This window comes from Oceanicella sp. SM1341, from assembly GCF_003448965.1.
In the GTDB taxonomy this organism is placed as follows: Bacteria; Pseudomonadota; Alphaproteobacteria; order Rhodobacterales; family Rhodobacteraceae; genus Paroceanicella.
This window is the reverse complement of record NZ_QRGC01000015.1, coordinates 114,100-130,047: the sequence shown is the minus strand read 5'-3', so window position 1 is coordinate 130,047 and position 15,948 is coordinate 114,100. Positions and strand designations below refer to the sequence as shown.

Annotated in this window: 13 protein-coding genes; 11 read left to right on the top strand and 2 right to left on the bottom strand. The window is 74.8% G+C overall.

All coding sequences use genetic code 11. The features are described from left to right. Positions 1–381: 381 nt before the first annotated feature. Positions 382–1,632 (bottom strand): cytochrome P450, encoded by a 1,251-nt coding sequence (locus tag D3P35_RS14900; RefSeq protein ID WP_118135532.1) that lies wholly within the window; start codon positions 1,630–1,632, stop codon positions 382–384. A gap of 402 nt (positions 1,633–2,034) precedes the next feature. Here D3P35_RS14900 and D3P35_RS14895 point away from each other — a divergent pair, with 402 nt between their 5' ends. The 9 genes from D3P35_RS14895 to D3P35_RS14855 all read left to right on the top strand — a co-directional run bounded on the left by D3P35_RS14895 (position 2,035) and on the right by D3P35_RS14855 (position 11,139). Next, complete coding sequence (locus D3P35_RS14895) at positions 2,035–2,442, top strand: glucose dehydrogenase (protein WP_118135531.1); 408 nt, start codon at positions 2,035–2,037, stop codon at positions 2,440–2,442. Positions 2,443–2,453: 11 nt separating this feature from the next. Then, a complete protein-coding gene (locus D3P35_RS14890; RefSeq protein WP_118135530.1) occupies positions 2,454–4,607 on the top strand; it encodes a pyrroloquinoline quinone-dependent dehydrogenase in 2,154 nt (717 codons plus the stop codon). Between the two features lie 459 nt (positions 4,608–5,066). Continuing rightward, positions 5,067–6,092 carry an acyl-CoA dehydrogenase gene (locus D3P35_RS14885; protein WP_118135529.1) on the top strand — a complete coding sequence of 342 codons (1,026 nt, stop codon included), beginning with the start codon at positions 5,067–5,069 and terminating at the stop codon, positions 6,090–6,092. After that, positions 6,089–6,793, top strand: coding sequence for a PIG-L deacetylase family protein (locus tag D3P35_RS14880; RefSeq protein WP_118135528.1), 705 nt, complete (start codon positions 6,089–6,091; stop codon positions 6,791–6,793). Before D3P35_RS14885 ends, D3P35_RS14880 begins: the two co-directional genes overlap by 4 nt. Then, positions 6,790–7,368 carry an SAM-dependent methyltransferase gene (locus D3P35_RS14875; RefSeq protein ID WP_118135527.1) on the top strand — a complete coding sequence of 193 codons (579 nt, stop codon included), beginning with the start codon at positions 6,790–6,792 and terminating at the stop codon, positions 7,366–7,368. Before D3P35_RS14880 ends, D3P35_RS14875 begins: the two co-directional genes overlap by 4 nt. Further along, complete coding sequence (locus tag D3P35_RS14870) at positions 7,365–8,423, top strand: glycosyltransferase family 2 protein (protein ID WP_198670629.1); 1,059 nt, start codon at positions 7,365–7,367, stop codon at positions 8,421–8,423. The genes D3P35_RS14875 and D3P35_RS14870 overlap by 4 nt, the downstream gene beginning before the upstream one ends. Before the next feature lie 82 nt (positions 8,424–8,505). Next, positions 8,506–10,611 (top strand): catalase, encoded by a 2,106-nt coding sequence (locus D3P35_RS14865; protein WP_118135525.1) that lies wholly within the window; start codon positions 8,506–8,508, stop codon positions 10,609–10,611. 59 nt (positions 10,612–10,670) lie between these two features. After that, entirely contained in the window at positions 10,671–10,850 is a 180-nt protein-coding gene (locus D3P35_RS14860; protein ID WP_118135524.1) for a hypothetical protein, read from the top strand. Beyond that, positions 10,837–11,139 carry a plasmid stabilization protein gene (locus D3P35_RS14855; protein ID WP_118135523.1) on the top strand — a complete coding sequence of 101 codons (303 nt, stop codon included), beginning with the start codon at positions 10,837–10,839 and terminating at the stop codon, positions 11,137–11,139. The genes D3P35_RS14860 and D3P35_RS14855 overlap by 14 nt, the downstream gene beginning before the upstream one ends. Before the next feature lie 403 nt (positions 11,140–11,542). Here the strand turns inward: D3P35_RS14855 and D3P35_RS14850 are convergent, their stop codons facing one another. Further along, positions 11,543–12,205 carry a hypothetical protein gene (locus D3P35_RS14850; protein ID WP_118135522.1) on the bottom strand — a complete coding sequence of 221 codons (663 nt, stop codon included), beginning with the start codon at positions 12,203–12,205 and terminating at the stop codon, positions 11,543–11,545. 214 nt (positions 12,206–12,419) lie between these two features. Here D3P35_RS14850 and D3P35_RS14845 point away from each other — a divergent pair, with 214 nt between their 5' ends. Beyond that, on the top strand, positions 12,420–13,409 hold the full coding sequence (locus D3P35_RS14845) for a Ku protein (RefSeq protein WP_118135521.1): 990 nt from the start codon (positions 12,420–12,422) through the stop codon (positions 13,407–13,409). Further along, on the top strand, positions 13,409–15,886 hold the full coding sequence (gene ligD / locus D3P35_RS14840; RefSeq protein WP_118135520.1) for a DNA ligase D: 2,478 nt from the start codon (positions 13,409–13,411) through the stop codon (positions 15,884–15,886). The genes D3P35_RS14845 and ligD overlap by 1 nt, the downstream gene beginning before the upstream one ends. The last annotated feature ends 62 nt before the right edge of the window (positions 15,887–15,948 follow it).

Below are 15,948 nucleotides of genomic sequence, written 5' to 3'. Positions count from 1 at the left end.
GGAACCGCCGCCGGCCAATCCCCGCCGGCGGCGGCTCCCCCGCTTCCCGGCCCCCGCAGGGGCCGGGCCAGCCGCACCCCGCAGGAACGCCCCGGGCCGCCGGATGTGGCGCGCGCCATCCCTCGCGGGGCGCCTTCACCCGGGCTCTCTTCCCTGAACTGCGCAACGCACACCGGCGACCGGGCGACGCCCGCCCGGCCCGATACGGCCGACCCCGGATCTGTGCGCGGCAGATGGAAGAGGCGGCGTGGGCGGGCAGGTCTCCTTCGCCCTTCCGGGCCGGCCGGCGGGGGCCGTGCCGTCGGGATGGGCGGCGCGTGTGATCGCCGGGCCGGGGCGCGGTGCGGGCCAGTGGCGCGGGGGCGACGTGCCTGGCGCGGATCACCCGGGGCGGAGCGAGACCGCGTGCCGGCGACCGGCGGGCACCCTGCTGCCCGGCCGCGCGAGCGGTTCGGAGCGGCAGACCCAGCGCAGATCGCGGGTGAGGAAGCGGACCGCCTCGCAGATGAGCTCCACCGCCACCGCCTCGCCGGGGCAGCGGTGCCCGGCCGCGGCATCGCCCGCGCCCTGCGGAATGAACCGGTTGTCCTGCCGCTGCCAGGAGATCGGCCGGCGGGGGTCGAACCGGTCGGGGTCGGGGAAGTTCCGCGCATCGTGCAGGGTGCCGTAGAGGTCGAGCAGCAGCCACTGGCCCTCGGGGATGTCGTGCCCCTGCCAGCGCACCGGGCCGCGGGTGACGGCCGCCGTGAAGGGGAAGAAGGGATAGTGCCGGCGCACCTCCTCGGCGAAGCCCGGCAGGTCGCTTTCATCGCCGGCCGCGAAGGCGTCGGCGAGCTCGGGCGCCCGCCCGAGGGCATCGGCGGCGAAGGCGATGTAGCGCGCCACGGCCAGGGTGGGGCGCAGGACGTTCAGCAGCTCCACCGCCACCAGCCAGGAGCGCAGCGGCGTGCCGGGCGCCTGCTCGAGCGCGAGCAGGGGCGCGGCGGGACCCGATGTGACCGGGGGCAGCCGGCCCTCGCGGATCGCCTCCACCATCAGGGCGAGCCGCCGCTCGAGCCCGCGCCGCCGCAGCAGCGCCCACCAGGCGCGGGGGCCGAACCGGCCGGCCCGGTCGCTCATGTCGAAGAGGCGGGAGGAGATCTCGTCGAGATCCTCCGGCGGCGCGGGCAGGCCGCACCATTCCCAGGTCGCCCGGCCCAGCGGCGGCACGATGTCGACCGGCAGATCGACCCGCCCGCGCGCCTGCCAGGCCGGCAGCTCGCGGTGCAGGGCCCCGGCGAAGAGGCCGCGCAGCCGGCCGAGGCTCCCGGGATCGGTGAGGGCGGGCAGGAAATGCTGCTTGCGCCGGCGGTGCGCGGGCCCCTCGAGCTGCTGCACGCTGCCCTTGTCCTGCAGCAGGCGCAGCACGGTGCCCGGCATCGCGCCGCGCCGGGTGAGCGGCGCCGAGCCGTCATAGAGCAGCGCCGCCGCCTCCGGCCCGCGCAGGCAGAGCGCGGGGCGCAGCATGAGCCGGGTGCGGAAACCCTCGCTGCCGAGCCGGTCGCAATGGCCGGAGATGAAGCGGTAGGGGTCGCGCAGGAGCTGGAGCGTCCGGTCGCCGCGCAGGCGGGGCATCTCTGTCAGGGCTGACATTCGCGAAGCTCTCCTCTCGGGCGGGGGGCCCGTGTTCCGGAGCCCGGCCGCAGGCGGCGGGGCATGTGGGAAGGCCGGAGGCGCCTGCGGGCGGCGCGGCGGCCCGCGGAAGGCGGCGGTTGGGGCGCCCTGTCAGGGCCGCGCCCCGGCAGCCTCCGCCCGGCGCACTCCGGCGCGGCACGGGTGCGCCGCCGTGCCCGGACAACCCGCCCCGGCATCGCATCGTTCCGCGCGGCCTGCGGGAAAATCCGGGAACATTTCCGCCGGCCCCCTGTTGCGGGAGTCGTCTGCAAGAACCGGCTTTCCGCTGGTGACAGGCGGCCTGCGCGTCGGGGCTTTCCCGGCCGGCGGAAGCGGGCGGCTCGTCGCGCAGCGGGAGCCTGCCCGGGAAAGGAGCTTCCGATGACACATGCAACCACAGCGGACACCGCCGCGAGCCGGGGCCAGGCCCGGCGGGGGGGCTGGCGCCTCGCCGCCCGCTGCCTCGCCGCGGTGCTGGCGCTGATCGGCCTCGTGCTGGCGGCAGGGGGCATCTGGCTGATCGCCCTGGACGGCAGCTGGTATTACGCCCCCGCGGGGCTGGGGCTCGTCCTCGTCGCGGTGCTGCTCTGGCGCCAGGAGATGGCGGCGCTGCAGCTCTACCTGCTGGTCTGGCTGGCCACCGTGGCCTGGGCCTTCTGGGAAGTGGGGACCGACTGGTGGGCACAGGTGCCGCGCCTCGTGGCCCCCACGGTCATCCTGCTCGCCATGCTGGTGATGCTGCCCGCGCTCGGCCGGCGGCGCGCCCCTGCCCGTGGCACCGCACAGTGAAAGGACCCCGCATGTCAATCAATCCCGTAACAGGCAATCGCCTCACGGGCCGCGCGGCGGCCTGCGGCACGGCCGCGCTGCTCGCCCTCGCCCTTGCGCCCCCGGAGCTGCTGGCGCAGGACGCCTCCCCCGCCGGGGATGGCACGCAGGCGCAGGAACCGGCCGCCCCCGACGCGCCGGCTGCCGCGCGGACCCCGCCCGGGGACCGCGCCGCGCGAGACCGCGCGCCGCGCCCGCAGCCCGACGTGGGCCGGGACTGGCCCTTCTACGGCGGCGGCGCCGACGCGCAGCGCTTCTCGCCGCTCGACCAGATAACCCCCGACAACGTGGCCGGGCTGGAGCGCGCCTTCGTCTACCGCACCGGCGACATGCCCAGCGAGGCGGCCGAGGGCAAGTATGCCGCCGAGACCACACCCCTGAAGATCGGCGATGCCCTCGTGATGTGCTCGGCCAAGAACGTGCTGATATCCATCGACGCCGCCACGGGCGAGGAGAACTGGCGCTATGACACCGGGGTGCCGGACGAGGCCATTCCCTATTCCGCCTCCTGCCGCGGGGTGAGCGCCTACACGGCGCCCGAGCTGCCCGCGGACGCGCCCTGCAAGAGCCGGGTGATCGAGGGCACGATCGACGCGAAGCTGGTGGCGGTGGACCTCGCCGACGGCACCCCCTGCGAGGGGTTCGGCGAGAACGGCATGGTCGACCTGTGGACCGACATCGGCGAGCGCGTGCCCGGCTGGTACGCGGTGACCGCCCCGCCCGCCGTGGTGCGCGGCGTGATCGTGACCGGCGCGCAGGTGAAGGACGGCCAGGCCGAGGACGCGCCCTCGGGCGTGATCCGCGGCTTCGACGCGGTGACCGGCGAATTCCTCTGGGCCTGGGACCTGGGCAACCCGGACAATGCCGACGGCCCGCCCGAAGGCGAGGTCTACACCCGCGGCACGCCCAACATGTGGGCCACCGCCGCGGCCGACGAGGAGCTGGGCTATGTCTACCTGCCCATGGGCAACTCCTCGGTCGACTACTACGGCTCGAACCGCTCGGAGGCGGAGAACCGCTGGGCGACCTCGCTCGTGGCGCTCGACGTGCTCACCGGCGAGCCGGTCTGGCACTTTCAGACCGTGCGCCACGACGTGTGGGACTACGACCTGGGCAGCCAGCCCACCCTGCTCGACTATCCCGGCCCCGACGGCACGCCGGTGCCCGCGCTGCTGCTGCCCTCCAAGCAGGGCGATCTCTACATCCTCGACCGCGAGACCGGCGCGCCGCTCACCCCGGTGGGCGAGGTCGAGGCGCCGACCACGGGCGACGTGGAGCCGGAGTTCATCGCCGAAAGCCAGCCCGTCTCGGAATGGCACGTGCTGCGCGAGCCCGAGCTCACCGGCCGCGACATGTGGGGCTTCACCCCGATCGACCAGCTCTGGTGCCGCATCCGGTTCCGTCTCGCCGAATACGCGGGCTACCTCACCCCGCCCTCGGCCGAGCGGCGCTGGATCCAGTATCCCGGCTACAACGGCGGCTCGGACTGGGGCTCGGTGGCCGTGGACACGCAGCGCGGCGTGATCGTGGCCAACTACAACGACGTGCCGAACTTCAACCGCCTGATCCCGCGCGAGGAGGCCGACGCGCGCGGCCTGCGGCCGATCAACGACAAGCGCCCCGGCGCGCAGGGCGGCACCAATGCCGAGGGCGCGGGCGATGCCCAGGCCGGCGCGCCCTATGCCATCGACGTGAACGCCGGCTGGCGCAACGATGTCACCGGCATCCCCTGCACCAGCCCGCCCTACGGCGGCATCCGCGCCATCGACCTCGAAACCGGCGAGACCCTGTGGGACGAGCCGCTGGGCACCGCGCGGCGCAACGGCCCCTTCGGCCTGCCCTCCGGCCTGCCGATGAAGATCGGCACGCCGAACAACGGCGGCTCGGTGATCACGCAGAGCGGGCTCGTCTTCATCGGAGCGGCCACCGACAACCTGTTCCGCGCCATCGACATCGACACCGGGGAGACGCTCTGGTCGGACGTGCTGCCCGCGGGCGGCCAGGCAAACCCGATCACCTACGAGGTGGACGGCACGCAATACGTGCTGATCGCCGCCACCGGCCACCATTTCATGGAGACGCCGACGGGCGACTACATCGTGGCCTACAAGCTGCCCGACCGCTGAGGCCGGCAGGGGCGGGCGGGATGCACCCGCCTTTCCGCCCGCCCCCGGGCAGTCCCGGACAGGCCCGGCCGGGACAGCGCGGCCGGGTCGCGCCCCGCCGGCCGCGCCGCGCCTTCCCGGGCGGCGCGGCACGCGGGGCGCACGCGCACTCACCGCGGGCGCGCGCCTCCGTTCCACGCCCGTGCCACACCCATGCCACGCCGGAGGGCGCGGGCGCGCCCGCGCGCTCGTGTCGCCCTGCGCCGAGGGGGCGGGGCGGCGGACACACGGGGCCCGCCGCCCCCCCGCCGGGGAATTCGCGTTTTCCGCCGAGCGGCGCGGAACGCGAGCGGACCGAAACTGTTCACCTTCATGTCTCGCGCCCCGCCGAGGCCGGAGCCGCAGCACCGAGGAGACCAGGATGCCCGAAACTTGCCCCCCGACCAGCCTCTCCCCCGGCCGCGCCGCGGAGCGGGCGCGATGAGCAGCGCCGACGCCGGGCTGCGCGAGGCGCCGCCGCCCGACCCCACCCTCGCCGGCATCCGGGCCATGGCCCGCGACGGCGCGCTGGACAGCCTCACCCGCCAGCCGCCGCAGCGTGTGGCGCGGCGTCTCGCCGGGCTCGCCGCGCGCGACCTGTCGCTGGCGCGGCTCGCGGAGGGGCATGTGAACGCCCTCACGCTCATCCGCCGCCTCGGCACGCCGGAGCAGCTCGCGTCCTGCACCGGCCCCACCCGGCGCGGGGCGCTCTTCGGCGTCTGGGGGGCCGACGGCCCCGTGCCCGTCACCCTGCGGCACGGCCGGCTGGCGGGCGACAAGCGCTATGCCTCCGGGCTGGGCGTGGTCGATGTCGCGCTGGTGAGCGCGGGCGCGCGGGAGGGCCAGCGGCTGGTGCTGGTCGATGCCCGGGACCCCGCCCGCCACCGCCCGCAGGACTGGGAGATGAGCGGCATGCAGGCCTCGCGCTCCGGCGGGTTCGACTGCGAGGGCCTGCCCGCGGGGCCGGACGCGCTGCTGGGCGCCCCGGGCGACTACATGCGCGAGCCGTGGTTCGTCGGCGGTACCTGGCGCATAGCGGCCCTGCAGCTCGGCGGCACGCTGGGCCTGCTGGAGCGGGCGGCCCGGGTGCTGCATGCCCGCGGCCAGATGGAGGCGGAGCCGCACCTGATCCGCCTCACCCCGGTGCTGATCCGCGCCCGCGCCGCCCTGCCCGCCGTGATCGCGGCGGCCGAGCACGCCGAGGGGCCGGCCGGGCAGGCCGACCCGGAGGGCGCGGCCGTGGCCTCCGCCGCCTGCCGGCTGCTCACCGAGGAGCTGGGCCTCGCCGCCATCCCCGCCGTGGAGCAGAGCCTCGGCCTCGAGATGTTCCGGCAGGACAGCCCCGCCGGGGCCATGGCCCGCGACCTGGCCGCCTACATGCGCCAGGTGGCCCGCGACGCCTTCCTGCGCCGGGTCGCGCACCATCACTTCCTCTCCGGCCTGCCGCTGACGGGAGGGCTGGAATGAGCACGCATGACTGCGGGCAGCCCTGCTGCCGCGCCTGCCTGCTGGGCGATGCGCCGGTGCTGGTGCTCGCCCCGCATCCCGATGACGAGACGCTGGGCTGCGGCGCCCTGCTCGCGGCGGCCTTTGCCGGGCCGGGGGCGCATGTGGCCTGCATGACCGACGGCGCCGCCTCGCACACCGGCGCGCCGGACTGGCCGGGGCCGCGGCTCGCCCGGCTGCGCGCGCACGAGCTGCGCACCGCCGTGGCCCGGCTGGGCGGCGGCGCGGCCGACGTGAGCTGCCTCGGTGCGCCGGACACGCGCCTGCGCTGCTCGGAGGCGCTGGTCGACCGGGTCTGCGACCTCGCGCAGGGGCTCGGCGCGCGGCATCTCTTCGCCACCGCCGCGGCCGACCCGCATTGCGACCACCAGGCCACCGCCGCGCTTGCCCGCCGGGTGGCCGCGCGCCTCGGGCTGCGGCTGTTCTTCTACCCGGTCTGGTCGCGCTGGAAGACCCCCGAGCGCCCGGTGCTGCCCGGTGCCGCCATCCGCCACCGGCTGGCCGTGGCGCCGGCGCGACGGCGCAAGGCGCATGCGCTGGCCGCGCACCGCAGCCAGCGCGGCCGCGTGGTGGAGGGCGCCGCCGAGGGGTTCGAGATGCCCCGCGGCTTCATGCGCCTGTTCCTCGAGCAGGACGAGCATTTCTACGAGGCGGCGCGGTGAGCGGCGTGGCCCTCCCCGCGCTCGAGGCGCTCTACGCGCAGACGGACGACCCGTGGAACTTCCGTCACAGCGCCTACGAGCAGGCGAAATTCGCCCGCACCCGGCAGGCGCTGGCCTTCCGGCGCTGGGGCGCGGTGCTGGAGGCGGGTTGCGGCAACGGCGCGCTGGCCCGCCACCTCGCGCCGCTGTGCCGGCACTACACCGGCATCGACGCGGTGCCGCGGGCGCTGGAGGCGGCGCGCAGCGCGGTGCCCGGCGCGCGGTTCGAGCGCTGCCTGCTGCCCGACGAGTTGCCCGATGACCCGCCGGGCGGGCCCTTCGAGCTGATCATCCTCTCCGAGGTGCTCTACTTCCTCGATGCCGGGGGCATCGCCCGTCTCGCGGCGCAGGTCTCCGCGCGCTGGCCCGAGGCCTGGGTGCTCGCGGTGAACTGGTGCGGCGAGAGCGGCAACGCCCTGCAGGGGCCGCAGGCGCAGGCGCTCTTCGAGGCGCACCTGCCCGGCGGCTGGGCCTGCCTGCACATCGAGCCGGACTACCGCATCGACATCCGCCGCCCCGGCCGGGGGGGCGCGTGAGCCGGCCGGCCGGACCCGCCCCCGGTGCCGCCTCCACCGCCCTCGCCCGGGCGCGGGTGGCCGTGGTGGTGCCGGCGCGCAACGAGGAGGCGCGCATCGCCGCCTGCCTCGCCGCGCTCTCGCGCCAGCGCCTGCCCGGCGGCGCGCTGCCGGCGGTCTTCGTGATCGCGAACGACTGCACCGACGCCACCGTGCCGCTCGCCCGGGCGCTGGCCGGGCCGGGCCAGCGGGTGGTGGCCTGCACCGCGGGGACGGGCGGCGTGGGGCGGGCGCGCAACATCGGCCTCGAGGTGGCCCGCGAATGCTGCCCGGAGCTGCGCCTGCTGCTGACCACCGACGCGGATTGCATCACCGCCCCGGGCTGGGCGGCGGCGCTGGCGGATGCGCTCACGCGGGCGCCGGCCGCCTGCGGGGCCATCCTGCCCGCCGCGGAGCCCCTGACCCCGGTGTCGCACCCCGACCCGCTGGAGCTGCGCTACGCGCTGCTCACCCGTCGCTTCCACCTGCTGCTGGGCCGGCATGCGCCGGGCGAGGCGCATGACATGGACATCGGCGGGGCCAACATGGGGTTCCGGGTGGCGGAGCTCTCGGCGCTGGGGGGCTTTCCCGAGCTGCCCAGCGGCGAGGACCGGGCGCTGGCGGCGCGCTTCCGGCAGGCGGGGCACCGGGTGCTGCGGGTGCCGGAGGCCCGCGTCCACGCCTCCTGCCGCAGCGATGGCCGCGCGCCCGGCGGCATGGCGGAAGGCATCCGCGCCAGGCTCTCCGGCGCGCAGGCGCCCTTCGACAGCGCCCTGCGCCCCTTCGCGCAGATGCTCGGAGAGGGCGAGGCCACGGCCTTGGGGCTCCGCCTCACCGCGAGGGAGGCCGGGCGCAGCCTGCCCGCGCTCGAGGCCTGCGTTGCCCGGCTCTCGGCCCTGGGTTCGGCCGAGGAACGCCGGGAGCACGTGCGCCGCCTCGCGGCCGGCCAGGCCGGCCTGCCCGCGATGGCCGGGCCGCATGGCGGGATGCAGCTCCCTTCCGGCTTGCCCGGAACAATGCGCGCCGCTCGCCGTTAACGAGTGAGGCGGACAGACCCGGGACGGCACAAGGCGCCCCGGCGCGGACGGCGACACACCCGACAGATCTCAAGGAGCTTCCATGACCGATATGTCACGGCACCACGCAACGGCCGACACCCAGAAGACCGACGAGACCACCGAGCACCCGGTGACTCCCGGCACGGGGGGCGAGCTGCACCAGACGCCTTCCGGCGACACGCCGCGCATGACGACCGCGCAGGGCGCACCGGTCTCCGACGACCAGAACAGCCTCAAGGCCGGCGCCCGCGGCCCCACGCTGATGGAGGACTTCCACTTCCGCGAGAAGATCTTCCACTTCGACCACGAGCGCATCCCCGAGCGGGTGGTGCACGCCCGCGGCTACGGCGCGCACGGCTATCTCGAGGTGACCGAGGCGATCCCCGAGCTCACCTGCGCCAGCCTGTTCCGGAAGAAGGGCAACAAGGTGCCCGCCTTCGTGCGCTTCTCCACCGTGGCCGGCAACAAGGGCTCGGCCGACCTCGCGCGCGACGTGCGCGGCTTCGCGGTGAAGCTCTACACCGAGGACGGCAACTGGGACATCGTGGGCAACAACATCCCGGTGTTCTTCATCCAGGACGCGATGAAATTCCCCGACCTCATCCACGCCGCCAAGCCCGAGCCCGACCGTGGCTTCCCCCAGGCCCAGACCGCGCATGACAATTTCTGGGACTTCATCTCCCTGATGCCCGAGGCGATGCACATGGTGATGTGGATCATGTCGGACCGGGCGATCCCGCGCTCCTTCCGCTTCATGGAAGGTTTCGGCGTGCACACCTTCCGCTTCGTGAACGCCGAGGGCAAGGGCAGCTTCGTGAAGTTCCACTGGAAGCCGAAACTGGGCCTGCAGTCGGTCACCTGGGACGAGGCGATGAAGATCATGGGCGCCGACCCCGACTTCCACCGCCGCGACCTCTGGGCGGCCATCCAGGCGGGCGACTTCCCGGAATGGGAGCTGGGCGTGCAGGTGTTCGACGATGCCTTCGCCGACGCCCTGGAATACGACGTGCTCGACGCCACCAAGCTGATCCCCGAGGAGCAGTGCCCGGTGCGGGTGATCGGCCGGCTGGTGCTCGACCGGGTGGTCGACAATTTCTTCGCCGAGACCGAGCAGGTGGCCTTCTGCACCCAGAACATCGTGCCGGGGGTGGATTTCACCAACGACCCGCTGCTGCAGGGCCGCAACTTCTCCTACCTCGACACCCAGACCAAGCGCCTCGGCGGGCCGAACTTCACCCATATCCCGGTGAACGCGCCGAAATGCCCCTTCCACCATTTCCAGCAGGACGGGCACATGGCCATGCACGGCCCCTCCGGCCGGGCGAACTACGAGCCGAACTCCTGGGCGCAGGGCGGCCCGCGCGCCGACCCCAGGCAGGGCTTCCAGTCGCTCGCCGAGCCGATGGAGGGCGAGAAGCGCCGCATCCGCCCCGAGACCTTCGCCGACCACTACAGCCAGGCGCGGCAGTTCTACCTGTCGCAGACCCCGGTGGAGCAGGCGCATATCGCCGCCGCGCTCACCTTCGAGCTCTCCAAGGTCGAGGTGGAGGAGATCCGCGCCCGGGTGGTCTCGCACCTGCCCCACATCGACAAGGCGCTGGCGCAGAGCGTGGCCGAGGGGCTGGGCCTCGGGATGCCCGAGGCGGCGAAGCCCGCGAAGGCGCCGATCGACCTGCCGCTGTCGGACAAGCTCTCGATCCTGAAGAACGGCCCCGACAGCTTCGGGGGCCGCAAGCTGGGCCTGCTGGTCACCGACGGCGCCGACGCGAAGCTGGTGAAGGCGCTCTCGGACGCGGTGGAGGCCGCGGGCGGCATGCTCGAGGTGGTCGCCCCGAAGGTGGGCGGCGTGACCCTCTCCGACGGCTCCGCCCTGCCCGCGCAGCAGAAGATCGACGGCGGCCCCTCGGTGCTCTACGACGCCGTGGCCATCATCGCGCCCGCCGAGGGGGTGGAGATGCTCGCCGCCATGCACCCCGCGAAGATGTTCGCCGCCGATGCCTTCGCCCACGCGAAGTTCATCGCCCTCTCCGAGCCAGCGGGCGGGCTGCTCGACGCCGCCGGGGTGAGCGCGCGCGACGACGGCGTGATCTCCCTCGATGCCCCCGCCGACGCGAAGGGCTTCATCAAGACCTGCGGCGCCCTGCGCTACTGGGACCGCGTGTCCTGACCCGGCCGGCGGGCGCCGCGCGCGCCCGCCGCTTTCCCCCTCACCGCCAGGAGGCCCCGATGACCCGACAGAAATCCGACAAGCACCCCGATGCCGACCGGCGCAACGCGCAGGGCAAGCATGACGGCTCGTCTCATTCGCCCGAGGAATTCGACACCGAGAACCCGGTGAAGCAGGTGCCCGACCATGACACCGACCGCCGCCGGAAGAAGGAGGAGAAGCCCGATGCCGAGAGGTGACAAGTCCGACTACACCGAGAAGCAGAAGCGCAAGGCCGCCCATATCGCCGAGGGCTACGAGGACCGCGGCGTGCCCGAGGACGAGGCCGAGCGCCGTGCCTGGGCCACCGTGAACAAGGACGATGGCGGCGGCAACCGCTCCGGCTCCGGGCGCGGCACGCATACCGACAACCCGGCGGCGCACAAGGGCGGCCGCAAGGGCGGCAAGGCGGCGGCCAGCCGCTCGCCCGAGGCCCGCTCCGCCGCGGCGAAGAAGGGCTGGGAAACGCGCCGCCGCCGCGCAGGCTGAGAGCCCCTGCCCACCGCCGGGCCGCCCGGCGCCGCTGGCAGGGCCGCGCCCGGGGCACGCTCGTCCCCGGGGCTCCCCTCCCCGTGTGCCGCGCCCCCGGGGCCGCCGCCCGACGCACCGCGAGGCGGGATGCCCGGCGAGGCCGGGCCACGCTCCCTCTGCCTGCCGGTCGCCCCTGCCCGCCGCGGCGTCGCATCGTGCCGGGCCGTCAGCCCCGTTCCGACCCTTCGGACCAGCGCAACCGTGGCCCGCGGCCGCTACCGCGCAGCCGGCGGGGCGCGCCGCCACGGCCGTCGCTGGCCCCGCCGCGCAGCGGCTGTCGCTGGCCCCGCCGCGCAGCGGCCATAGTGGGCATTGCCGCGCAGCGGCTGTCCCGGACATCGCCGCGCAGGCAGGAGGCCGGTCAGCCGTCCTTGTCCGCGGTGGCGCGGATGTCGTCGGCGTCCCTGGCGTGCCCGCTGCGCACCAGCGCTGCCGCGAGGCGGGCGAAGTCCTTGCGCGGAACGAGGCGCGAGAGCGCGGCCGCCTCGCCGGGGAGGCCGAGCGCCCGGGCGCTCGTGCCGGCCCGATCGTCGATCCGCGGATAGACCTCGTCCCAGGCAAGCTGGACCTCGCGCAGGAAGATCTCGGCGCCCACCGGGCCGAGGCCCTTGAAGCCGGTGAGCAGCCGGGCCTCCTCGCCGGGGTCGCGGCCAGCGGCCTCGCGCAGGCGGCGCAGGTCGCCGCCATACTGCTCCTGCACCATGTCCGCGGTCTCGCCCAGCATGCGCGACGTGCTCTCGTCGTAGCGGGCATAGCCGTGCGAGGTGAGCACGTCGACGCGCTCCTGCCAGCTCGCGGCCGCCATGCGCGCGGGGCTGCCCAGCCCCGCGTCGGTGAGCGCGCGTGCCGCCTCTGCCGCCTGGGCGGCGGAGATCCGCGCCGAGAACAGCATCGAGGCCACCAGCAGGCGGAACAGCGGCGCCGGGGTGCCCCGCCCGATGCGGATGCCGATCTCCGAGCAGTAGCTCTGCCCGTGGCGGCGCATGAGTTCGCGCAGGACGCGCTTGCGGCTCTCGTCGGTCATTCCGGTCTCCTCCGGTGCGGATGTCTGCCCGGCCCCCCGGATCGGGCAGGCCGGCCCGCCGGGCCGCCCTCTGCACTCCCGGCGGGTTGCGGGGACGAACAGGCTGCAGGCCGGGAATGTTCCCGCCCGGCCGCCGGACAGGGAAACATCGGGCAGGGAACATCGGGCCGGCGGCGACGTTGGCTTCGGGTAACATCCGCAAACGGAGGCAGACATGGCATCCCGTGCCGTCTGGAAAGGCCAGCTTCGCCTGTCCCTGGTGTCGATCCCGGTGGAGATCCACAGCGCCGTGCATTCCGGCGCCCGCCTGAGGTTCCGCCAGATCCACGGCCCCTCGGGCAAGCCGGTGAGCTACGAGAAGACCGTGCCCGGCATCGGCCCGGTGAAGCGCGAGGACATCCTCAAGGGCTACGACCTGGGCGACGACGAGTACCTGCTGCTCGAACCGGAGGAGATCGACGCCATCCGGCTGGAGACGAAGAAGACCTTCGAGCTGGTGCAGTTCGTCGACCAGTGCGAGATCCCGCCGCTCTACTACGACAAGCCCTACTACGTGGTGCCCACCGACTCGCTGGCCGAGGATGCCTACCGCGTGGTGCGCGACGCGCTGCGCGCCGCCGGCAAGTCCGGGCTGGGCCAGCTCACCATGCGGGGCAAGGAATATCTCTGCGCCGTGCGCCCCTGCGGCGACGGGCTGCTGATGGAAACCCTGCACTACGCCGACGAGCTGCGCGACGCCGACCCGCTGTTCCGCGACATCGAGGACGCGGAGGCCGAGGAGGAACTGCTCTCCGTCGCCACCCAGCTCATCGAGCGCAAGTCCGCCCCGTTCGAGGCGGAGGCCTTCGAGAACCATTACGACACCGCCCTGCGCGAGCTCATCGACGCCCGGCGCCGCAACCGCAAGACCCCGCGCGCCGCCAAGGGCGAGGAGGGCGGCCGGCCGAAGGGCGAGAACGTGGTCGACCTGATGGAGGCCCTGCGCGAGAGCCTCGCCGCCGGCAAGGACACCGGGAAAGGCTCCGGAAAGGCCGCTGGCAAGGCCACCGGCAGGAAGAAGGCCCCGGCGAAGGCCGGCACCCGGAGCACCGGCAAGGGCGGCGCAAAGAAGGACGCCGATGAGGGTTCCGGCGGCAGCTCCGGCACGTCGCGCCGGTCCTCCTCGTCCTCCTCCGGCCGCTCGCGCACGCGGAAGTCGGCCTGATGGGGGCGCTGCGCGATTACGAGGCCCGGCGGGACTTTGCCGCCACGCCCGAGCCGCGCGGCACGAAGCGCGCCGGGGGCCCTGCCCTGCGCTACGGCATCCAGATGCATGACGCCACCCGCCTGCACTGGGACCTGCGGCTGGAATGGCAGGGCGTGCTGCTGAGCTGGGCGGTCACCCGCGGCCCCTCCTCCGACCCCGCCGACAAGCGCCTCGCGGTGCGCACCGAGGACCATCCGTTCGACTATCTCACCTTCGAGGGCAGCATCCCCGCCGGCCAGTACGGCGCGGGCACGGTGATGCTCTGGGACATCGGCTGGTGGCAGCCGCTGCATGACGTGGGCGAGGGGCTGGAGAAGGGGCATCTGCACTTCATGCTGCACGGCCGCCGCGCCACCGGGGGATGGTCGCTGGTGCGCATGAAGGGGCGGCAGAGGCGCGAGAACTGGCTGATGGTCAAGGACCGCGACGCCGCCGCAACGGGCCCCTCCCCCACGCCCCTCGCCGAGGCGCATGCCACCAGCGTGTCCAGCGGGCGCAGCCTGGCGCAGATCGCGGAGGGCGCGAAGGCGCGGCCCTTCGGCCCGGCGCGCAAGGGCCCCACGCCGCGCTTTCGCAAGGTGCAGCTTGCCACCCTGGTCTCCGCCCCGCCGGAGGGCGAGGGCTGGCTGCACGAGGTCAAGCACGACGGCTACCGCGCGCAGGTGGCCATCGGCCGGGGCGGCGTGCGCATCCGCACCCGCAACGCGCACGACTGGTCGGAGCGCTTCGCCGAGCTGCTCCCGGCCTTCGCCGAGCTGGCCTGCGACAGCGCGCTCATCGACGGCGAGATCGTCGCCGGCGCCGGGCTCGAGGGGTTTTCCGCCCTGCAGGAGGCGATCCGCGCCGGCGGCCCGTTCCTCTGCCAGGCCTTCGACCTGCTCGAGCGCGACGGCGAGAGCCTCGCCGACCGCCCGCTCACCGAGCGCCGAGCCGCCCTCGCCCGGCTGCTGGAAGCCGCGCCGGCCCGCGGCCCGCTGCGGCTCTCCCCGGCGGTGGAGGGCGCGGCGGCCGAGGCGCTGGAGACGGTCTGCGCCGCCGGCGGCGAGGGGCTGGTCTCGAAACGGGCCGACGCGCCCTACCTGGCCGGGCGCGGCCCGGGCTGGCAGAAGGCCAAGTGCATCCGCCGGGCCGAGTTCCTCATCTGCGGCTGGCAGCCCTCGGACAAGCGCGGCCGGCCCTTCGCCTCGCTGCTGCTCGCCACCATGGAGCGCGGCGCCCTCACCTGGCGCGGCCGGGTGGGCACCGGGTTCGATGCGGCGGAGATGGAGCGCCTCGCCGCCGCGCTGAAGCCGCTGGCCCGGCGCAGCTCACCGCTGCGCGACACCCCCTCCGAGGCGCGCGGCGCCCGCTGGGTGGAGCCCCGGCTGGTGGCCGAGATCGCCCATGCCGAAGTCACCCGCGACGGTCGCCTGCGCCATGCCCGCTACGTCGCCCTGCGCGAGGACAAGCGCCCCGCCCAGGTACGGCTCGACCCGCCCACGGAGCTGCTCATGGAAAAGAAGGCCGGACACGCAAGGGCGGGGGAGCCGGACGCGGCGCACACCGGCGACCGCCCCCGTGTCGCCGGCATCGGCATCAGCCACCCCGGGCGGCTGATCTTCCCGAAGCCGAAGCGCACCAAGCTCGCCCTCGCGCACTGGTACGCCGAGATGGCGGACCGCATCCTGCCGGCGCTGGCGGACCGGCCGGTCTCGCTCCTGCGCCTGCCCGAGGGGCTGGAGGGGGAGCGCTTCGTGCAGAAACACGCCGGCAAGGGCTTCCCCGACGCCATCCGCAACATCCCGCTGGAGGAGGCCGACGGCGAGACGGCGCAGTACATGCGCCTCACCGACGCCGCCGGGCTCGTCGCCGCGGTGCAGATGGGCACGGTCGAGTTCCACCCCTGGGGCGCGCGCGCCGACCGCCCGGACCGCCCCGAACGGCTGGTCTTCGACCTCGACCCCGACGAGGGGCTCGGCTTTGCCGCGGTGCGCCGCGCGGCGCTGGAGCTGCGCGACAGGCTGGGAGACCTCGGCCTCGGGTGCTGGCCGCTGCTCACCGGGGGCAAGGGCGTGCACCTTGTGGTGCCGCTGCGCCGCACGGCCAGCTGGGAGAGCGCCAAGCTCTTCGCGCAGGCCTTCGCCACCCTGGCCGCCGATGCAGCGCCGGAGCGCTACACCGCGAGCCTCTCGAAGCGGGCCCGGCGAGGGCGCATCTTCATCGACTGGCTGCGCAACGAGCGCGGCGCCACCGCCGTGGCGCCCTTCTCGGTGCGCGCCCGCCCCGGCGCGCCGGTGGCGGTGCCGCTGGGCTGGGACGAGCTCGGCCGCATCCGGCGCGCCGATGCCTTCTCCATGCCCCGGGCGGCCGAGCGTGGCTGGAGCGACGCAGCGCTTCCCGCCCCCGCCACGCTGAACGCCGGGCTCATCCGCCGCCTGGAGGCCAGCGCGGCCTGAGCCGCGCCGCCCCCGGCGCGGCCTGAGCCGCGGAGCCCCGGCGGCCGTGCGCAGCGACCTTT

What these genes read in the sequence shown, in the direction of transcription:
- D3P35_RS14860 (WP_118135524.1), top strand. Translation starts at nt 10,671, where the DNA reads ATGACCCGACAGAAATCCGACAAGCACCCCGATGCCGACCGGCGCAAC.
- D3P35_RS14895 (WP_118135531.1), top strand. Translation starts at nt 2,035, where the DNA reads ATGACACATGCAACCACAGCGGACACCGCCGCGAGCCGGGGCCAGGCC.
- D3P35_RS14845 (WP_118135521.1), top strand. Translation starts at nt 12,420, where the DNA reads ATGGCATCCCGTGCCGTCTGGAAAGGCCAGCTTCGCCTGTCCCTGGTG.
- D3P35_RS14865 (WP_118135525.1), top strand. Translation starts at nt 8,506, where the DNA reads ATGACCGATATGTCACGGCACCACGCAACGGCCGACACCCAGAAGACC.
- D3P35_RS14855 (WP_118135523.1), top strand. Translation starts at nt 10,837, where the DNA reads ATGCCGAGAGGTGACAAGTCCGACTACACCGAGAAGCAGAAGCGCAAG.
- D3P35_RS14900 (WP_118135532.1), bottom strand. Translation starts at nt 1,632, where the DNA reads ATGTCAGCCCTGACAGAGATGCCCCGCCTGCGCGGCGACCGGACGCTC.
- ligD (WP_118135520.1), top strand. Translation starts at nt 13,409, where the DNA reads ATGGGGGCGCTGCGCGATTACGAGGCCCGGCGGGACTTTGCCGCCACG.
- D3P35_RS14850 (WP_118135522.1), bottom strand. Translation starts at nt 12,205, where the DNA reads ATGACCGACGAGAGCCGCAAGCGCGTCCTGCGCGAACTCATGCGCCGC.
- D3P35_RS14885 (WP_118135529.1), top strand. Translation starts at nt 5,067, where the DNA reads ATGAGCAGCGCCGACGCCGGGCTGCGCGAGGCGCCGCCGCCCGACCCC.
- D3P35_RS14880 (WP_118135528.1), top strand. Translation starts at nt 6,089, where the DNA reads ATGAGCACGCATGACTGCGGGCAGCCCTGCTGCCGCGCCTGCCTGCTG.
- D3P35_RS14890 (WP_118135530.1), top strand. Translation starts at nt 2,454, where the DNA reads ATGTCAATCAATCCCGTAACAGGCAATCGCCTCACGGGCCGCGCGGCG.